This window comes from Pokkaliibacter sp. MBI-7 (genome assembly GCF_029846635.1).
Lineage (GTDB): Bacteria > Pseudomonadota > Gammaproteobacteria > Pseudomonadales > Balneatricaceae > Pokkaliibacter.
Genome location: NZ_JARVTG010000001.1, coordinates 3,894,536 through 3,914,360, shown reverse-complemented (window position 1 = coordinate 3,914,360; position 19,825 = coordinate 3,894,536). Strand labels below are relative to the sequence as shown.

Here is a 19,825-nt window from a genome sequence, read left to right as displayed (position 1 = left end):
GCAGCCTCGCGTACCATCCACAGCCCCATCCTCCCCTTCTTTAACGCACGGCATCCATCTCTTTTACTCCGCAATCACAAGAGGTGCTGTCTGCAAAATGTGGTAGTAAATCTATTTGACATCACTTAATTGTGATCACAAAATTAAGCCATTTATTCAGGCTCAAGACCAGTACATGGCTCGCCGACTGCGGGAAAGGTTGATAAAACATGACATTGAGACGCGCCCAGGCCAGTACTTCATTCCCTTGTCAGCATGAACTGGCACGACTGATTGATCACATTCATCTGCGCACCTTTCCCCAGATACTGGAAGAGTTCCTGCAAACGCTGTGCGACTTCGACACCATCCTGATGGTGACCTACAAGGCCGCATACAAACCCATCATTCTTCACCCCATCGACCCCGTCCAACACAGCCCAACCCTGCGCACCTATCTGGAACAGGCCTACGTACTTGACCCGCTGTTTAACGCTATCCGGCAGCAGCTGCCCTCAGGAGTCTGCCGCTTGAAGGACCTCTCCCCGGATTCTTTTGAAGCCACCGAGTACTACCAGAGCTGCTACAAAAACTTCGACCTGATCGATGAGATCAATCTGGTCATCCAGCTGGATACTCAGATTACCTGCGCACTGTCACTCGGGCGCAAATCCACCCGCGGCAGTATCAGCCGCCGTGAACTGAAACAGCTGCAGCAGGTATTTCCGGTAGTGGAGGCACTGGTGCGCCAGTTCTGGCAGGCACAGGCCAAGGAATTTATCCGCTATGAGCGGGCCGAAGGCTCGATGAAACAGGCTCTGAGCAGTTTCGGACAGGGCCTGCTGACCCGCCGCGAGCAGGAAATCACCGGACTGCTTCTGCAGGGGCACTCCACCAAAGCCATTGCGGAGCGCCTGTATATCAGCCCCGGCACGGTGAAGGTGCATCGAAAGAATATTCATACCCGACTGGGTACCTCGACCCAGTCGGAGATCTTTACGCTGTTTCTGGATCATCTGAAAGGTATGGAAGGCGGTTTGCCGCTGGGCATGGATCATTCACTGCTTGCAGCGAACGTAATAGCGATGGGAATACTCTCGAAATCACCAAGCGTATTGGAGAGTACTGTGCAGATAAGGCAGGGCTGAAGGTAGGGAGCAGGGTTTGCAAGAAAGAAGCCCCGCGTTATGCGGAGCATCTTGTATTTAAAACAGACATGACGCCCTTGGCAGCTAGCTACCTGTAGCCCAACGCTTAAGGACCATAATAAACATTGGGCGAACCGTCATAATGCTACGCTTGCAGCTCCAATTGCGGCCATTTATCACACCGAATTTCTATTCCATAGAATAGTCGACGTGCTCGCTACGAGATCTCACTCAAAACGCTGTTCCCGCTCCTCATCTCTTTGTCTGTCACGCATCCGTTCGCGTTCGATTTCCATGGTCAGTCGATTGGACACTGCCCCAGCGGCATTGGCTATCGACTCCCGTTTATGCTGCGTCAGTGCGGCAATGGCATCAGCCCTCGGCTGCATGGCATCTGCACGATTCCCAGACCACGAAAATGGTGTGACACGACCCGCGTATGCGTGAAGGACTAGCTCTGGCTCTGGGCTAGCTTCAAGGAACTCAACAGCAGATGGCGTTATGGAATAGCCCTCCTTGTTTGCATCGTCTTTCTCCCAAAGCCTGATACCTGACGCGACTAAACCCCAGACATCCGGCTCGTTCCGTTGCTGACACCACTCAACCAGATCGGCCACATCGATCTTGGAAAGCGGGCAGCGCTGCATCCCCCTGTAACGAATGAAAAAAGTGCGTCGATGCTGCTGGTCCTTTGTCCCCTGGAAAACATGACTCAGAAATGCCTTAGGCATCAATCCTGCTGTCGTCTCAATCGCTTTCTCGAACGAATGAATGTGGCCGTAGCGTTCGTCCACGACAGAGAATATGGTATCCAGCCACTCTGTCTTTTCGGCATCGTTGCGGTCGAAACTAAGAGCTGCCTTGATGACGGTTTCCATGTTGTGCCCTCTAGTACCAACAGCGTCGCCTTGATCATCACCTAACATAGATTTGATTGCCGCTTTCAAACCCAGCTTTCTTAGTTCAGGTCCTAAAGTGTCGTCCGCAGGGTTCTTCCCGTGCAGTTTCATTGCGAGTGCTTCGAGCAGTGTGTAGTCACCGTCCGGCTTGACCAGTAGCTTCTGTGCAAGCTCCAACAAACGTTCGGACGGAAGGTTCGCGTAGTTATCCCGCCAAAGGATAGCCCCGAACATGCAAGTCGTCCGTGTGTCTTTATTGTCGAGCAGGGCCATACACCGATCCAGATCGTTCTCTGTGAAGCCATCCCATGGATGCAGGCCCACAAGGACTTTCTGAAGTTCTGAGTGTTCTGCACATTCATCCAAGAATTCTCTCGAAAGCGGATGGTCATGGGCGGCAACCTCTTCGATGAAGCCACCAATCACCGCAAAGTTTTGGTTTGAACCAGATGACCGAGCGAGTTGTTCCAGCAAACCTTGCCAACCGTCACGATAATTATGGACCCCCTTAGCAAGGCCGATCCCGAACGCTTTGCGATATGGCATCCAGTCGTTTGAAAACAGGTCAGGACTCAACTCATCGAGTTGATAGCCCGACGCCGCAAAACTCTCACCTAAATCCGTTGCCTTTGCAGCTAGTCGACCTTCAGCCGCGCGGTATTTGTTATCGCTGCTGTCATCGAAGTCGTCATCAAGCACCCAAGGATCATGCCCTTTGCCAAGCACATATGTTTGGATCTTCGCAATCAGGTCGCGAGGCTTTAGGTCTCTATCCAGATCGGCGAGGTCTTGGGGGAGCGGTTCAGGTTCACCTTTTTGCCTTGTGTGATCGAAATAGATGATCGAGCGAACGGCCTTCCAGCCTTCGCCCCATGGCCGGTGATCGTTGATCACCCGTGCTGCTTCGACCAGTTTGTCCCGCATTGCTACTTGGTGCCACAGACCGCGAAACTCATTCGCCAGAACCAATCGTGCACGGCTCTTGATGTCCTCGTCGTCTGAATTTGCCAGCCGCACCGCCAAATTCATGAAAGCAGTGCACCACTCAACGAGTTGGTCATGGTTCGGACGGTAGCCGTAGTCCCTAGGCCGCGCCCCGAAATCGTTGAGTCCAAAGCCTGTCCACGGCGGACCATCCAATGCGGTTGAAAGTAACTTGATCCCCAAAGAGCGCCGACCATGATCTTCAGAGCCTAAGCATTCTTCTACAATGGCAAGACGTTGTTGCATCGAAGCATGAGTGCCGGAAAGGTAGGGCTGAAAGAACCCCGAAATCATGCCCCTTACGGCATCATAGTTGTTGCTTTCATCTTCATAGTCCGCGACGCGGATCAGAAGTGACATACAGCGCTTAAAATCGTGCGGTTCGTATGCCAATGACTGAAGCAGACTGAGGATCGTGGTCCTACGCAGGTTATGCCTCGGTTCCATCCCCTGAAATTCTGGAGCCATAAGCACCGCTTCAATCCGATCCAGTAGTACATCCGGTGCGACGGGTCCAATATAGCCCAGTATCCTCAACCCATTCTCATCGAGATCCAGAATATGCCCCAACAGGCCATCAGGTTGCAGCCATGCCTCCACAATATTTTTGGCCACAGGATGGTCATGCATCAGGCCAAGCCTATGAGCGAATGACATCAGAAGCCGGCTGTTACCAGCCGCTTCAAACGTCGATCTCAGAATATCTTGAGGGATGCTCTCCAGTGCCGAGCGCGTTAATCGGTTAGCAACAGCATGAGGCAGAATTGCTCTCCAATGCGCTCTCTGCTGTACGACATGTCGGCCTGCCAGCTTCGTCACGGCTCGGAACAGTTGGGTTTTCGCATGCCCTGAAATCGAACCTAAAACTCCCAGCTCACTCTGACCAACCTCTGGATCAGAGACCGAGAACGAATACACGAGCGACAAAGTTTCTGCTTGTTCGCGAAGATTGCCATCCTCCTCCTTCCTTTGCTGGAAGAGACGATTGAACAACGCAGCATCCGTTAGTTCGGCCAAGCTCTCACCTTGTCCGACCTGCTCTGCGATGGCTAAGGCTACTCTAGAATTACCATCGGCAAACTCGGCGACACGCCGTGCATTTCCCTGACCAATTTCGGGAAATCGGCGCATCAAAAGCTCTTCGGCGACTTCCGGCCCGTTCGCCTCAATATGGATAACTTCAGTGGTTTGCGGTTTGTCATCTTTAATATCGTATTCAACGGTGATAAGACGGACGTTACCACTTGCCGCCGATACCTTGCTTGCTAATACCGAATGTAGATCGGATGGGCAGTTGTCGAGGATCATTACCGCAGGACGCCCCACGGCAATCAGACGATCAAGCATGGCCGACGCAGAAGGATCAGGGTCTTGTCCAGTATCTACATAGACTGCAATGGTTCTATCGAGAGGATCAGAACCTACATTCTCGTCAAAGAGAGCTTGAACAATTCTTGTTTTACCTACTCCAGAAAGGCCTGTGATGCGTATTGCTTTATTCGATGTACGAATAAGTTGACGCATCGGCTCTATAGCCTCCTCAATGGAGAGCTTCTGCCCCCGTTCCGTTGGAACATCGATCGTAACGCCGGCGGCTAAAATGAGTGTATCTTCCGATCCTCTAGGTGGATTACTCCAAGCTCCATAAGGCTGCCAGCCCGAATATCCTTGACCAAGCTGATTTTTGACCCAAAGCAAAACCGAAGGATGCTGCCGTACCCACTGGGCTAGTTTTGATCTGTCGAAAAAATCGAGATGAATGTTGTCTTTATTCGGGTCGTTATCAACAGCTGCACGCATCGCTGCTAAACGATCACTTTTCATAGGTGGTGAACAGTCATCTTCAAGGCTAACAATAATGTACCCGCCACCGATCTCTGCTTGGTGAGAAATGGTTGGATTGAGAGAACCGTCTTTCAGCATCTCGCTTGAGATCGCTGATCTCGGCATTGAACCTTTCTTTGATTGAAGGATTGTATTAGGACGATATAGGAAACTTGGCTTAAGCTCAGAAGCATCCAACTGCACATGAATATCAATTCCACCATCTGGGGCCTTCATAGAGCCAGACCAACTGACACCTGCAGGGCTATAACCAAGAGCAGCTACCTCGGCCTCGGCAAGCCGCGCTATCAGCTCCTCAAGCTGAATATCGGAAAGTCGAAGTAAATCATCCTTATCTATATCGAAAATTGCCATCGTATAACCCCAATGCAAGACTTTCAGATTCGACGAACTATCCAATAGTTAGGCGTACTTTTGCAGCATATAAATAGTCATAGTTCGACTATCGAGAAATGAATCTGACGCAGCATGAATGACTGAAAATAAGTAAATTCGGTGAGTTAACAAGCCATCTACCTTAGACCAAATCAATCACTATAAGCGCCCCTGAAAGCATCTCTGATAAAAGAAAACAAAAAACCCGCCAAGGCGGGTTTTTTGTACATCAACCAACACTAATCAGCGGAAACTTATTCCCACTCAATCGTCGCGGGCGGCTTGCTCGATACGTCATAAGTGACGCGAGAAACCTGCGCGATTTCATTGATGATACGGCTGGAGACGGTTTCCAGCAGCTCATAGGGCAGGTGCGCCCAGCGTGCGGTCATAAAGTCGATAGTTTCTACCGCGCGCAGCGCGATAACGTACTCATAACGACGACCATCACCTACCACACCCACCGACTTCACCGGCAGGAACACAGCAAATGCCTGGCTGGTCTTGTGGTAGAAGCCTGAGCGATGCAGCTCTTCGATAAAGATGGCATCGGCTTCGCGCAGGATGTCGGCGTACTCTTTCTTCACTTCGCCAAGGATACGCACGCCCAGACCCGGGCCGGGGAACGGGTGGCGATAGACCATGTCATAGGGCAGGCCCAGTTCCAGACCGATGCGGCGCACTTCGTCTTTGAACAGTTCACGCAGTGGCTCGACCAGCTCGAACTTCATGTCTTCAGGCAAACCACCCACGTTGTGGTGAGATTTGATGACATGAGCCTTGCCCGTCTTGGCAGCGGCAGATTCGATCACGTCAGGATAGATGGTGCCCTGAGCCAGGAATTTAACGTCCTGCAGCTTGGCAGCTTCATCGTCAAACACGTGAATAAAGGTATTACCAATGATTTTGCGTTTCTTCTCAGGATCCGCTTCGCCCTGCAGCAGGCCCAGGAACTGCTCTTCTGCATTGACGCGGATAACACGTACGCCCATGTTGTCGGCGAACATTTTCATGACCTGATCGCCTTCGCCTTTGCGCAGCAGACCATGGTCAACGAATACGCAGGTCAGCTGCTCACCAATGGCACGGTGCAGCAGTGCAGCAACAACAGAGGAGTCAACACCGCCTGACAGGCCCAGTAGCACCTTCTGATCACCAACCTTGGCGCGAACCTGGGCAATGGCGTCATCAATGATGTTGGCTGCGTTCCACAGCGCTTCGCAGCCGCAGATGTCTTTGATAAAGCGGCTCAGAATGCGGCCACCCTGTTTGGTGTGGGTCACTTCAGGGTGGAACTGCACGCCGTAGAAGTTCTTGGAGGGGTGGCACATGGCAGCAATAGGTGCACTTTCAGTCGCGGCGACCGTATGGAAACCTTCAGGCAGCTCAACCACTTTGTCACCGTGGCTCATCCACACGTCCAGCATCAGCGAGCCGTTGTTGGCGATATGGTCTTCGATACCGTCCAGCAGGCGACTTCCGCCTTCAACGATACGTACCTGAGCATAGCCGAACTCACGCTTGTCAGAGCTGGCAACCTTGCCGCCCAGCTGCTCGGCCATGGTCTGCATACCGTAGCAGATGCCCAGCAGGGGGATGCCCATGTCGAATACACCAGCAGGAGCACGGGGCGAACCCAGCTCAGTCACAGACTCGGGGCCACCGGCAAGGATGATACCTTTGGGGTTGAAGGCACGAATCTCTTCTTCGGTCATGTCGAAAGGATGAATTTCGCAGTACACACCGATCTCACGAACACGACGCGCGATCAGCTGAGTGTACTGGGAGCCGAAATCGAGAATCAGCATCCGTTGGGCATGAATGTCGACTGCCATAACTTATCTCCACAACTGCCCGATGAGGGCTAGCTGAAAAAGAAAAATGGGGCTGGAAACAGCCCCACCTTTACACTGTCAGAATTTACGACTGAGCAGGCAAACCACTCAGTCCTGAATACGACCCAAGTCACCTGAACCGGGGTGGCACTTATATGCCTTCCCCCAGCACGGAGGTGTTATGAACCCATACGGTAGTTGGGTGCTTCCTTGGTGATAGTCACATCGTGTACGTGGCTTTCGTTGATACCGGCATTGGTGATGCGCACAAACTGTGGCTTGGTACGCATTTCTTCAATGTTGGCACATCCGGTGTAGCCCATGGAGGAGCGCAGACCACCCATCAGCTGGTGAACCACTGCGGCCAGCGGGCCCTTGCAGGGAACGCGACCTTCGATACCTTCCGGTACCAGCTTTTCAACACCGGCTTTGGCGTCCTGGAAGTAGCGGTCAGAAGAGCCCTGAGACTGAGACATGGCGCCCAGTGAGCCCATGCCACGGTAAGACTTGAAGGTACGGCCCTGGAACAGTTCCACTTCACCGGGCGCTTCGTCGGTACCGGCCAGCAGACCGCCGACCATGACCACGCTGGCACCAGCAACGATGGCTTTGGCCAGATCACCAGAGAAACGGATACCGCCGTCAGCAATGACGGGGATACCTTTTTCCTGCATGGCTTCTACTACGTTGGCCACCGCACTGATCTGCGGAACGCCTACGCCAGCGATAATACGGGTAGTACAGATAGAGCCTGGGCCGATACCGACCTTGACGCCGTCAGCACCTGCTTCAGCCAGCGCCAGTGCCGCTTCAGCAGTAGCGATGTTGCCGCCGATAACCTGTACCTGAGGGAAGTTTTCCTTGACCCAGCGAACGCGGTCAATAACGCCTTTGGAGTGGCCGTGCGCAGTATCCACCACGATCACATCCACACCAGCCTCAACCAGTGCCGCCACGCGGTCACCTGTATCAGCGCCGGTGCCTACCGCAGCACCTACGCGCAGGCGGCCATCAGCATCTTTACTGGCGTTGGGGAAGGCTTCAGCTTTGTGCATGTCTTTCACGGTACGCATACCGCGCAGACGGAATTCATTGTCAACGACCAGCACTTTCTCGATGCGGTGCTTGCGCAGCAAGCCGATGACCACATCGTGTGCTTCACCTTCTTTTACGGTTACCAGACGCTCTTTGGGAGTCATGATCTTGGTAACAGGCGTATCCAGATTGTCTTCAAAGCGCACGTCACGGCTGGTCACGATACCAACCAGTTCGCCCTTGTCGACCACTGGGAAGCCAGAGAAGCTGTAGCGACGCACCATGGCCAGTACTTCACGTACGGTGGTTTCAGGGCTACAGGTAACGGGATCTTTCACCACACCGCTCTCGAACTTCTTCACTTTGCGGACTTCTTCCGCCTGCAGTTCGATGGTGAGGTTCTTGTGGATGATACCGATGCCGCCTTCCTGAGCCAGAGCAATGGCCAGACGCGCTTCGGTAACGGTATCCATGGCAGCGGACACCAGTGGGATGTTCAGGGTGATTTCACGGGTAAGCCGTGTCTTGAGGGTGACATCCTTGGGAAGGACATCTGAGTAACCGGGCACCAATAGAACATCGTCAAAGGTGAGTGCTTCTTGAGCGATACGCAACATAGTCCGCCTGCCTGTATATCGAGGAGAGGGATTAAAAGAAGCGCCACATTATATCCCGATTTTCCCGGACGGCACAATCAACATCTGATCAGTTGCTACCCAGAAGACGGCATCCATGTGGGCGGTGAATGTGCCTTCTTGTGTGGTACGACAGCGCTGACTTCAAGTAGTGGCAATGAGCTGGTATGGTCGCCGGGTTGATCTCTCACGGAACCCATCATGTCCACCAGCACCAGTGTCATTCTCACCGTTAGCCAGCTGACCCATCAGGCCCGACTGATTCTGGAGCAGGGCTTCCCTATGGTGGTGGTTGTCACCGGTGAGATTTCCAATTTCAGCAGCCCCGGCTCCGGCCACTGGTACTTCACCCTCAAGGATCATCAGGCGCAGATTCGCTGTGCCATGTTCCGCAATCGCAATCAGCTTTCTCGCTACCGTCCGCGCAACGGTGAACAGGTCAATTTGTATTGCCGCATCAGCCTGTATGAACCTCGGGGTGACTTTCAGGTGATCGGCGAGCGGATAGAGCCTGCAGGACTTGGCAGTCTGCAACAGGCATTTGAACAGTTGCAGCAGCGACTGGGGGCCGAGGGGCTGTTCGCGCAGCAGCATAAACAGCCCATACCAACCCAGCCACAGCAGATCGGTGTGATTACTTCACCGACGGGAGCAGCAGTCAGAGATATCCTGACCGTGCTCAAACGGCGTTGCCCGGCCATTCCGGTTGAGCTGTTCCCGGTCGCGGTACAGGGCAATGAGGCCGCCGGGCAGATTGTTCGCGCTATTCAGCTGGCCAACCAGCTGAATCAGTGTGATGTGCTGATCGTCGGTCGTGGTGGTGGTTCGCTGGAAGACCTGTGGCCGTTCAACGAAGAAATTGTCGCCCGCGCCATCTTCGCCAGCCGCATCCCGATAATTTCTGCTGTCGGGCATGAGACCGATGTAACTATCAGCGATTTTGTTGCCGATCTGCGCGCCCCTACGCCGTCAGCGGCGGCGGAACTGGTCGCCCCCGATCAGCAGGTGTGGGAGCAAAGGTTGACGCAGCTGCAGCGGCGCCTGCGGGATGGCTGGAGCCGACAGCTGCGCTCCCGCCAGCATCTGCTGCAACAGACTCAGCGCCGGCTGCGTGACCCGCGCCAGTATCTGAACACACAAAAGCAACGACTGGACAACTACGAGCAACGCCTGCAGCGCTTGCAGCAGCGTCATCATGCCCAGCTGCGGCAGCGTTTGCAGCAACTGCAGCACCGTCTGGAGTTTCAGGCGCCGGCCAGACGCCTTGACCGCCAGCGTCAGCAGCTGCAGGGCTTGCAGCAGCGCTTGCAACGCAGCATCAGTGACCGCCTGTTACAGCAGCAACAGCGGGTTGATCAGTTGACCATGGCAGTCACTGACAGCGGCAATAAAAAGATCAGCACGACACAGGAGCAGCTGCGCACGGTGATGCAGCAGTTGCATCTGGTCAGCCCGCTTGCCACCCTCGAACGCGGTTACGCCATCCTGCAGGACGAGCGTGGCCAAGTGATTCGCCGCGCCAGCGAGGTCAGGGAAGGTGAGCAGCTGCTGGCTCGACTGGCGGAGGGGCAACTCCACCTGACCGTTGATAAAAATAAATAAAAACCATTCTCATTAGCATTGACATCACCTCCCTGCTTTGCCACTATGGCCCACAGGAAACGCGATGCAGCTGTATTACACCATGATGTTCATGGCGTGCTGGTCACTGGTCGTTTTCTCTCATCAAAGCTAATCACGGTTCTTAGCCCCGCCCCATCGCGGGGCTTCTTTTTTCCGGCGTTGTATATCCTCTCGCTTACCGACACCTCTGCACGCGCTGCGCTGGCAGACTGCCCGCTGTTCTGCAATGGCAGGTGCTGACGCCTCCCTCAACAAGAAACACTTAGACACAACTCGCGCCCTTTTAATTTCCAAAACTGACGATATTTATTTCGCAATATCGCGATATACAGAAATACTCAAACACTGGTGAGCATGCCCCATGAACTCAAGCCCTGATATCGACGCCATCGTCAAGGCACTGGCCCACCCGGTCAGACGCCAGATACTGGCGTGGCTTAAGGAGCCTGAACACTGGTTCGCCACCCAGGCCACTCCACTGGAGCTGGGTGTTTGCGCAGGAATGATCTTCCAGCAGACCGGTCTGTCTCAGTCGACGACATCAGCCCATCTGGCCGCCTTGCAGCGGGCAGATCTGGTCACGACCCAGAAGATTGGCCAATGGATCTACTTCCGGCGCAATGAACCAGTGATCCAGGCCTTTTTACAAACGTTCAGTGCCACTCTGTGAGTCGGGAACTGAACCATTGATGTGTTACTGAACGAGCGAGCACCGCAAGAGGTCCCCCTGCTTCGGTGAACTGATGCTCTTTGATGGCAAGAAACGAGGAAAGTACCCCATGTCCGTATTGTTTGAATCTCTGCAAGTCGGCGCCCTGCAACTCCCCAACCGTATTGTCATGGCACCGCTGACCCGTTGCCGTGCCGATGAAGGCCGGATTCCCAATGCACTGATGGCGGAGTACTACACTCAGCGTGCCAGTGCTGGCCTGATCCTGACCGAAGCCACCTCCGTCACGCCCATGGGCGTGGGTTATCCCAACACTCCGGGGATCTGGAACGAGGCACAGGTACAAGGCTGGCGCCAGGTAACCGAGGCAGTGCATGCCAAAGGTGGCCGTATCGTGCTGCAGCTGTGGCACGTTGGCCGCATTTCTGACCCCATCTATCTCGACGGCGAATTGCCGGTCGCCCCCAGTGCTGTGCAGCCTGCCGGTCATGTCAGCCTGGTGCGCCCGGAAAAAGCCTTCGTCACTCCGCGCCCGCTGGCGACCGAAGAGCTGCCCGGCATTGTCGAGGCCTATCGTCAGGGTGCCATCAATGCCAAAGCCGCAGGATTTGACGGTGTCGAAGTGCACTCCGCCAACGGCTACCTGCTGGAGCAGTTCCTCGCCACCGGTAGTAACCTGCGTGATGACCAGTATGGTGGCCCCGTAGAAAACCGTGCCCGCCTGCTGATGGAAGTCACTGATGCGGTTATCAGTGTCTGGGGAGCGGATCGCGTGGGTGTGCACCTGTCTCCGCGCGGCGATGCACACGACATCAGGCACAGTGATCGCGAAGCGGTGTACTCCTACGTCGCCCGTGAACTGGGCAAACGCAAGATTGCCTTTATCTGTGCCCGCGAAGCGGAAGGTGATGACAGTCTTGGCGCTAAGCTGAAAGACCTGTTTGGTGGCGTCTACATTGCCAATGAAAAATTCACCGCCGCCTCCGCTGAAGCGGCCATTGAGCGCGGTGTGACCGATGCAGTTGCCTTTGGCGTACCCTATATTGCCAACCCTGACCTGCCCGAGCGCTTTGCACAGGGAGCAGCGCTGAACACACCCGATACCAGCACGTTCTACGGTGCTGGTGCAGAGGGCTATACCAGCTACCCAACGCTGGGTGCCAACTGAGAAGCGGATCACGGTCCAGCCCGTTTCGCTGAGCCACAACACAAAAATAAATGAAAATTATTATCATTAGCATTGACAAACGGAGACCAGCTCCCTAGTATGCGTTTTCAGGGAACGCAATTACCCATGCCTCCACCCCTTCAGCAAGTTCGCTTGCTGCACATAGCCCGGCGGTCATAGGTTGTTTTCTCTCATCAAAGCTAATCACGGTTCTTAGCCCCGCTCTTGCGGGGCTTCTTTTTTCTGGTCCGCTACGTTTTCTGCCGCAGTGTGCGGACGGCGCCAGCAAGTTTCACATTCCTTTCCTCATCCCCTCATTTCATCCTGTATGATGCACGACAGCACATACTTGCCCGACCTTTACCCCAATATGGAACGATTTGCAGATTGGTCGGTCAGATACGCCACCGGAAGGTTCTTGACTGCACATTTGTCTGAGCTTCACGGCCTCCGTAAAGCGCTCAGGTAGCTGTACCGCACGCGGAACCTCAGCAAGTCACCGAGGGTGGCCGCGCAGCAAGTCTGGGCACAATGACCGACCGATCAATCCTTTTCAGCGACGCGCCATGATCAACAGTCTGAAACTCAAAGTATTTCTGGTCCTGCTGGCGACCATCGCCGCCGTCGTGATGACAGCCTTTGTCGTATTCCAGTGGAGTTTTCAGCGCGGCTTTATCGACTATCTGCATTCACAGGAGCAGAGCCGCATCCAGCAGGTCACTCAGGAAGCCTGCCTGCTCTATCAACAGAGCAATTCCTGGACGCCGGTGGTAGACAATGCCGCCCTGTGGCGCCGCGTGCGCTACGCGGGCAACGTCGATGCCGACATTATCGTCAAGGCACTGGACGACTATGAAAGCCGCACCAATGAGCCCCTGCCAGACTGGAGCAATGCCAGCCTCAATGACGGCGACACCCCCTTCGAAGCGCGTCTTTCACTCTATGACCCACAAAAAAACTGGCTGACCGGCAGCAGCAATAACGAGCGCCCGTCAGACTTTTATCCCATCAGTTGTGAACACAAGCTGACAGGTTTTATCGGCGTGGTCATGAAGCCGGAAATGCTGCATATGCGCGATCAGGCTTTTACCGAGGAACAAACTCAGAGTTTTGTCATCCTTGCGCTGGTGACCGTGTTTATTGCGACGCTGGTGGCCTGGCCTGTCGCCCAGCGTCTGACCCGGCCCCTCAAGGCTCTGAGTAATGCCAGCCATAAACTGGCGAACGGCGAATACTCCATCCGCCTGAACAACCGCTCCAAAGATGAGATTGGCCGTCTGGCCAAGGACTTCAACCGCATGGCGCAGACCCTGCAGGAAAACGAAGAAGGCCGGCGTCGATGGATGGCGGGGATCGCCCATGAGCTGCGGACACCGCTGGCCATCCTGCAAGGCGAGATTGAAGCCATTCAGGACGGCATCCGCCCTCTCAATCAGCAGAGTCTGGCATCACTTCACCATGAGACTCAGCAGCTCAAACGCCTAGTGGATGACCTGTACGAACTCGCGCTCAGTGACCGTGGCGTGGTCAGCTACCGCATGGAAGATATTGATCTGGTTGAGTGTCTGGAACAAAGTGTGGAATCGAGCCGGCACAGCTTCGAAGAGAAGCACCTCGATCTGAGCCTCGACGTGGGCACCATTACTCATATTCCACTGAAAGCTGATTACCGCCGTCTGAGCCAGCTGTTTACCAATCTGCTCAGTAACTCGACGCGCTATACCGACGCCCCCGGGCAATGTCGGGTCAGTGTGGCGGTCGCGGACGACTGGGCAGAGATTAACGTGATGGACAGCAGCCCCGGCGTAGAGCCGGAAAACCTGCCACGCATGTTTGAACGATTTTTCCGTGGTGAAGGTTCGCGTAACCGCGCCTACGGCGGCGCCGGCCTTGGGCTGAGTATCTGCCACAACATCGTGGAGGCTCATGGCGGCACAATTGAGTCACGCCCCTCACCCTTGGGGGGAGTATGGATACATGTGAAGCTCCCGCTGGATACCTGAATTACTGCATAAACGACTATTTACTTAACTTGATTGGAGTGACGGGATGCCAAACAAAATTCTGGTCGTCGAAGATGAACCCAAGCTGGCCCAGCTGCTGACTGACTATCTCAGCAGCTCAGGATATGACTGCCACCACATCGACAACGGTGATGAGGTGGAAGCCTGGGTCAAGGCCAACAGCCCCGACGTGATTCTGCTCGACATCATGCTCCCCGGCAAAGACGGTCTGAGCCTGTGCCGTGATATCCGCATGTTCAGCAGCGTGCCCATCATCATGGTGACAGCACGTGTGGAAGAGATTGACCGGCTTATCGGTCTGGAAATGGGTGCCGATGACTATATCTGCAAACCCTTCAGCCCACGCGAAGTGGTAGCCCGCGTTAAAGCTATCCTGCGTCGCCAGTCGCTGCTGGCCGAACCCAACAGCAGCGAAGCCCAGGAGTCCATCCTGACGCTGGACCCGCACAGCATGCGCGCGACCCATCAGGGCCGCCATGTCGAGCTTACACAGGTGGAATTTCAGCTGCTGTCGGTGCTGTACCAGTCACCCGGACGTATCTTTACCCGAGAGCAGATCATGCAGCGTATCTATGGCGATCACCGTATCGTCAGCGACCGTACCATCGACAGCCATATCAAGAAGCTGCGTCGCAAGATCGAGCAGCTGATCCCCAATACCCTGCTGATTCAGTCAGTCTACGGTGCCGGTTACCGGTTCGACCTGCCCGGTTAAGCCACACAACACGTCTGTCACGGCGGAGCTAAACAGCTCCGCCGAGCAGTCGCCCTCACTTTACACAGCCTTCTTTCAGTCTGTACCGGCGACCAGCCAGCGGTCGGCAGCAACCACCTGTTGCAGTACACCCGGTGCCGGCTGATCACAGATCACCAGATCAAAATCCGTGATATGCCCGACCTGACAGGTGGCCTCCTTCCCCAGCTTGGTACTGTCTACCGCCAGAATACGGATACGACAGCTCGCCAGCAGTGCCTCACGGGCCAGCACCTCATCATCGTTGTAGTCGTACAGCGCGCCATCAGCACCTATTCCGCCCACCGACACCACACCGACATCGGCCCGATAGCGCTGGAAGAACCGTAACGCTTCGCCGCCGATCACATCCTGATCACGCTTGCGTACCCGCCCACCGGCAATGGTCAGTTCACAATCGGGATGCAGGCACAAATAGCGCAGCGCGTGCAGATTATTGGTCAGCACATGCAGACCGCGATGTTCCATCAGCCCGCGGGCAACCTGCTCCACCGTGGTGCCCGTGCCAAGAAACACCACCTGATAGTCCTCCAGCTGAGCGGCCACCGCCTGACCAATACGTTGCTTGCCCTCAATGTTGAGAATTTCCCGCTGCTCAAAACTGATATTTTCGCGACTGGGAAAGGGGGCCACCTGCCCGTGACGACGCAACAGCAGCCCTTGTTCAGTCAGCCCGCGGATATCACTGCGCAGGGTCTGAATCGACACCCCGAACTGCTCCGCCAGCAGCTCTACACTGAGAGGGCCGGACTGGTTCACCTGATCGACGATGGCCCGTCGGCGCTGTTCCAGTGTCAACATCTGCTATCCCTCATCTCCTCAAGACTGTTTTTATATAAAACGAAAACAATTAACCAATCAAACGAAAGATAATATTCATAAAAATGTAAAAACCCTTCGCTAACCTCAGTAACGAAAGACGGCAATACCACCCTGCAACCATTGAACCGGCCCTTTGCGTGCCTGCTTCCGGGAGTGATAGACATGTCCATTCGTTACGTGACCGCCCTGACTCTGGCTCTGTGTGCCAGCACCAGCCTGTCGGCCCAGGCTCAGGACACCCTGGTGCTCTATACCAGCCAGCCCAACACTGATGCCCAGTCCACTGTCGATGCCTTCAAAAAGGCCAATCCTGATATCGACGTGGAATGGGTGCGCGATGGTACTACCAAACTGATGACAAAGCTGCGTGCGGAAATGGCTGCTGATGCCGCCAAGGCCGACGTGTTGCTGATCGCTGACAGCGTGTCGATGGAATCGCTGAAGCAGGATGGCCAGCTACAGCCTTATCTCAGCGCCGAGCGCAGCCACTATGATCCGGCCCTGTATGACAAGGAAGGCTACTACTACGGCACCAAGCTGATCACCACTGGTATCGCCTACAACACCAAGGCCGCCATGCAGCCCGCCTCATGGAGCGATCTGGCCAAGCCTGAAGCCAAGGGTCAGGTAGCCATGCCGAGCCCTCTGTATTCCGGTGCCGCACTGATTCATCTGGCAGCACTGACCAACGACAAGACCTTTGGCTGGGACTATTACAAGGCACTGAAAAACAACGACACCATGGCCCAGGGGGGTAATGGCGGCGTGCTCAAGGCGCTGGCCTCCGGCACCAAGAGCTACGGCATGCTGGTGGACTACATGGCGATCCGTGAGAAGGCCAAGGGTGCTCCCATCGATTTCGTCTTCCCCAAAGAAGGGGTGAGCATGGTCACTGAGCCGGTCGCTATTCTGAAGCAGGCCAAGCATCTGGCCGCCGCGAAGAAGTTTGTCGACTTTGTGCTGTCACAACAGGGTCAACAACTGGTGCTGAGCCAGGGTTATATTCCTGCCCACAATGACATGCCCGTCCCCGAAGGCTTCCCCGCGCGTGCCAGTATCAAACTGCTGCCCTTCGATACCGCACTGGCGCTGAAGCAGGCTGAGCAGGATAAAACCGAGTTCGCTGATATCTTTGGCGCCCAGTAATGATGACAGATCGTTCTTCAGGCGCTCTCGCCGCTCCCGCGACCACCGGTCGCGGGAGCGGCCTGCTGCTCGGGTGGTATCGGCGCACCCCGTCGGCCCCCGCCAGCCAGCAAGCGCTGCTCTATACACTGTTGCTGATCATCCTGCTGCTCAGTGTATTGCCAAGCCTGCGTTTGCTATGGCAAGCCCTGCAAGGCTGGCAGCAGGGCCTGGATGCCCCCTTTATCAGAATGCTGCGCAGTGCGGCGACCTGGACAGCGCTGGAGCACAGCCTCTATACCAGCCTGCTGGGCACCGCACTGGCCCTGTTGCTCGGGGGGCTGTTCGCCCTGATTCTCACCCTGACCGATGTGCGTGGCCGCAGTCTGTGGGTTTTCCTGTTCATGCTGCCGATGATGATTCCGCCGCAGGTAACCGCGTTGAGCTGGCTGCAGTTATCCGGTCCGGCCAGCCCGTTATTAAACACCCTCGGCATTGCCCCGCCGCTGGGCAGCCCGCAACCGCTGTACTCCGCCGAGGGGGTTGCTTTGTTGCTGGGTATTCAGCACGCGCCGCTGGTGTTTCTGGCATTACGTACCCATTTGCTGGCCATTCCTCGTGAACTGATTGAAGCCGCCCGCCTCAGCGGCGCCCATCAGCGCCGGGTCCTGTGGGATATCCTGCTGCCCCTGTGTCGTGGCGGCCTGTGGACCGGCGCGGCCATCGCTTTTGTCTCCTGTCTGGGCAACTTCGGCATTCCTGCCATGCTCGGCATCCCGGCTTCTTACTACGTCCTGCCGACGCTGATCTATCAGAAGATGGCCAGCTTTGGCGCTGATATGCTCAGTGACGTCGCCAGCCTGTCGGTGCTGATCGGCGTGGTCGCGCTCACAGGCGTCGCCCTGCAAAATCGGATTCAGCGTCAGCAGGCGCTGCCACTGCTGGGCATGGCCGGACGGGCACTGGACTTCCAGCTGGGACGCTGGCGCCGGTGGATGGAGCTTGCGTTAGCGCTGACTCTGCTGCTGATTCTGCTGCTGCCACTGCTGGCCCTGATCACCAGCTCGCTGGTCCCCGCACTGGGTGTGCCGCTGAACTGGCACAGCCTGACTTTTGCTGCCTATCAGGAAATGCTCAGCCATCAGGGCGCAACGCTACGCGCGCTGGGTAACAGCCTGCTGCTATCAACCGTGGCGGCCCTGCTATTGATGCTGATCAGCCTGCCGCTGGCCTATCTGCTGGCACGCCGCCAAAGCCCACTCATGCACTGGCTGCATGCGGCAATTGATGTGCCCTATGCATTGCCGGGCGTGGTGCTGGCCATTGCCTGTATTCTGCTGTTCGCCCGCCCCCTGCCCTGGCTGAATATCAGCCTGTACGGCAGTCTTGGCATCATTCTGGTGGCTTATCTCGCCCGTTTTCTGGCCGTCAGCCTGAAACCCGTGCACAGCTCCATGCTGCAACTGGACCCTGCTCTGGAAGAAGCAGCACAACTGGCCGGGGCCGGATTGCTGCAGCGTCTGTTCAGTATTGTGTTGCCGCTGCTGGCGCCCTCTGCCTTTGCAGGCTGCCTGCTGGTATTTCTTACCGCCGTCAATGAACTGACCGTCTCCGCGCTGCTGTGGAGTGCAGGCAATGAAACCCTGGGCGTACTGATCTTCAATCTTGACGAAAGCGGAGATGCGGTGTTGGCATCAGCGGTGGCGGTGATGATCGTCGCTCTGGTTGCTGCCCTGATGACCGTACTCAACCTGCTTGGCCGTTATCTGCCACAAGGAGTGATTCCATGGCAACGCTGATCCCCTCTTCGGACTTACCGGCCCGGGGCCTGCACCTGCATGGCGTACACAAGGAGTTTGCCGGACAGACCGTGGTCGACAATCTCAATCTGGAGATCGAGGAAGGCAGCTTTGTTGCCCTGCTCGGCCCCAGCGGCTGTGGCAAGACCACGACACTGCGCATGATTGCCGGTTTCGACACCCTGAGCTCAGGCCGTATCAGTCTTGGCTCAACCGTGCTGGCCAGTGACCATCAGCAGCTGCCGCCGGAGCTGCGCAACATGAGCATGGTGTTTCAGTCCTATGCCCTGTGGCCTCACATGACGGTGGCTGACAACGTCGGCTATCCACTCAAGCTCAAGGGCTATAAAGGCAGCGACTATCAGCGTCGGGTACGCGACGCGCTTGCCACCGTGCAGATGGAGCCCTACGCCCAGCGGCGCCCGCAGGACCTCAGTGGCGGCCAGCGCCAGCGTGTTGCCCTGGCGCGCTGCCTGGCTTCAGAGCCCAGAGTCGTGCTGCTGGATGAGCCACTGGCCAACCTCGATCGCCATTTGCGCGCATCGATGGAAGACAGCTTTCGTGACTTTCATCGTCGTACCGGCGCCACTTTTATTTACGTCACCCATGATCAGGCCGAAGCCATGGCACTGGCCAACCGCATTGCCGTCATGCATAAAGGCCAGCTGGTGCAGTGGGACGCGCCGGAAGCGCTCTATCAGCGTCCGCAAAATGCCTGGGTAGCAGGCTTTATTGGTCAGGGCAGTGTAGTGCGTTTGCCACTGAGCAGCAGTGAACGCCTGCAGTCCTCTGCTCAGGTGCAGCAGGCACTGGCGGCCCTGCAGAACAAGCCCTCCGCGACAGAGGAAGTGCTGATTCGCCCCCAGCATGTGGAGCTTGATCCCGCTGGGGTGCCGGCTACCGTGACTCATTGCGTGTTCAAGGGTGAACGCTACCAGTTTGTCTTGCGGCTGCAGGACGGTCAGAGCCTTCAGGCTTACCACTGGCAGGGCCTGCCCACAGGGGCACAGATCGCGATCACGGTCCGGCAGGGCTGGCGTCTGCAGGAACAACCTGCAGGCAGCACTCGCCCTTCCCTGGCCAGTGTGGCCTGAGAGCAGCACAA

Annotated in this window: 13 protein-coding genes; 9 read left to right on the top strand and 4 right to left on the bottom strand. The window is 55.9% G+C overall.

What is annotated here, in order from left to right:
- Positions 1-209 precede the first annotated feature (209 nt).
- On the top strand, positions 210-1,127 hold the full coding sequence (locus tag QCD60_RS17265) for a LuxR C-terminal-related transcriptional regulator (RefSeq protein WP_279787420.1): 918 nt from the start codon (positions 210-212) through the stop codon (positions 1,125-1,127).
- A gap of 227 nt (positions 1,128-1,354) precedes the next feature.
- Here the strand turns inward: QCD60_RS17265 and QCD60_RS17260 are convergent, their stop codons facing one another.
- From QCD60_RS17260 to guaB, 3 genes are all read right to left on the bottom strand, one after another.
- Entirely contained in the window at positions 1,355-5,209 is a 3,855-nt protein-coding gene (locus tag QCD60_RS17260; RefSeq protein WP_279787418.1) for a hypothetical protein, read from the bottom strand.
- 275 nt (positions 5,210-5,484) lie between these two features.
- Complete coding sequence (guaA, locus tag QCD60_RS17255; protein ID WP_279787416.1) at positions 5,485-7,065, bottom strand: glutamine-hydrolyzing GMP synthase; 1,581 nt, start codon at positions 7,063-7,065, stop codon at positions 5,485-5,487.
- Positions 7,066-7,244: 179 nt separating this feature from the next.
- Positions 7,245-8,717 carry an IMP dehydrogenase gene (gene guaB / locus QCD60_RS17250; RefSeq protein WP_279787414.1) on the bottom strand — a complete coding sequence of 491 codons (1,473 nt, stop codon included), beginning with the start codon at positions 8,715-8,717 and terminating at the stop codon, positions 7,245-7,247.
- 216 nt (positions 8,718-8,933) lie between these two features.
- Here guaB and xseA point away from each other — a divergent pair, with 216 nt between their 5' ends.
- The 5 genes from xseA (at position 8,934) to QCD60_RS17225 (ending at position 14,935) form a co-directional block, all read left to right on the top strand.
- Positions 8,934-10,337 (top strand): exodeoxyribonuclease VII large subunit, encoded by a 1,404-nt coding sequence (xseA, locus tag QCD60_RS17245; protein ID WP_279787936.1) that lies wholly within the window; start codon positions 8,934-8,936, stop codon positions 10,335-10,337.
- Between the two features lie 382 nt (positions 10,338-10,719).
- The gene (locus QCD60_RS17240) at positions 10,720-11,028 is read left to right on the top strand and encodes a helix-turn-helix transcriptional regulator (RefSeq protein WP_104156622.1); all 309 of its coding nucleotides are present in this window, start codon (positions 10,720-10,722) and stop codon (positions 11,026-11,028) included.
- A 109-nt stretch (positions 11,029-11,137) separates the two neighbouring features.
- Positions 11,138-12,196 (top strand): alkene reductase, encoded by a 1,059-nt coding sequence (locus QCD60_RS17235; protein WP_279787411.1) that lies wholly within the window; start codon positions 11,138-11,140, stop codon positions 12,194-12,196.
- Positions 12,197-12,762: 566 nt separating this feature from the next.
- Complete coding sequence (locus QCD60_RS17230) at positions 12,763-14,199, top strand: ATP-binding protein (protein ID WP_279787409.1); 1,437 nt, start codon at positions 12,763-12,765, stop codon at positions 14,197-14,199.
- 46 nt (positions 14,200-14,245) lie between these two features.
- Complete coding sequence (locus tag QCD60_RS17225; RefSeq protein ID WP_104156625.1) at positions 14,246-14,935, top strand: response regulator; 690 nt, start codon at positions 14,246-14,248, stop codon at positions 14,933-14,935.
- A gap of 75 nt (positions 14,936-15,010) precedes the next feature.
- Here QCD60_RS17225 and QCD60_RS17220 read toward each other — a convergent pair whose 3' ends face one another.
- On the bottom strand, positions 15,011-15,775 hold the full coding sequence (locus QCD60_RS17220) for a DeoR/GlpR family DNA-binding transcription regulator (protein WP_279787407.1): 765 nt from the start codon (positions 15,773-15,775) through the stop codon (positions 15,011-15,013).
- Between the two features lie 183 nt (positions 15,776-15,958).
- On the opposite strand from QCD60_RS17220, the gene QCD60_RS17215 reads away from it, so the two are divergent.
- The 3 genes from QCD60_RS17215 to QCD60_RS17205 are packed head-to-tail and all read left to right on the top strand — an operon-like array spanning position 15,959 to position 19,814.
- Positions 15,959-16,942, top strand: a complete 984-nt coding sequence (locus QCD60_RS17215) for an ABC transporter substrate-binding protein (RefSeq protein WP_279787405.1) — start codon at positions 15,959-15,961, stop codon at positions 16,940-16,942.
- Complete coding sequence (locus QCD60_RS17210) at positions 16,942-18,720, top strand: iron ABC transporter permease (protein WP_279787403.1); 1,779 nt, start codon at positions 16,942-16,944, stop codon at positions 18,718-18,720. Before QCD60_RS17215 ends, QCD60_RS17210 begins: the two co-directional genes overlap by 1 nt.
- Entirely contained in the window at positions 18,708-19,814 is a 1,107-nt protein-coding gene (locus QCD60_RS17205) for an ABC transporter ATP-binding protein (RefSeq protein ID WP_279787400.1), read from the top strand. The genes QCD60_RS17210 and QCD60_RS17205 overlap by 13 nt, the downstream gene beginning before the upstream one ends.
- Positions 19,815-19,825 lie beyond the last annotated feature (11 nt).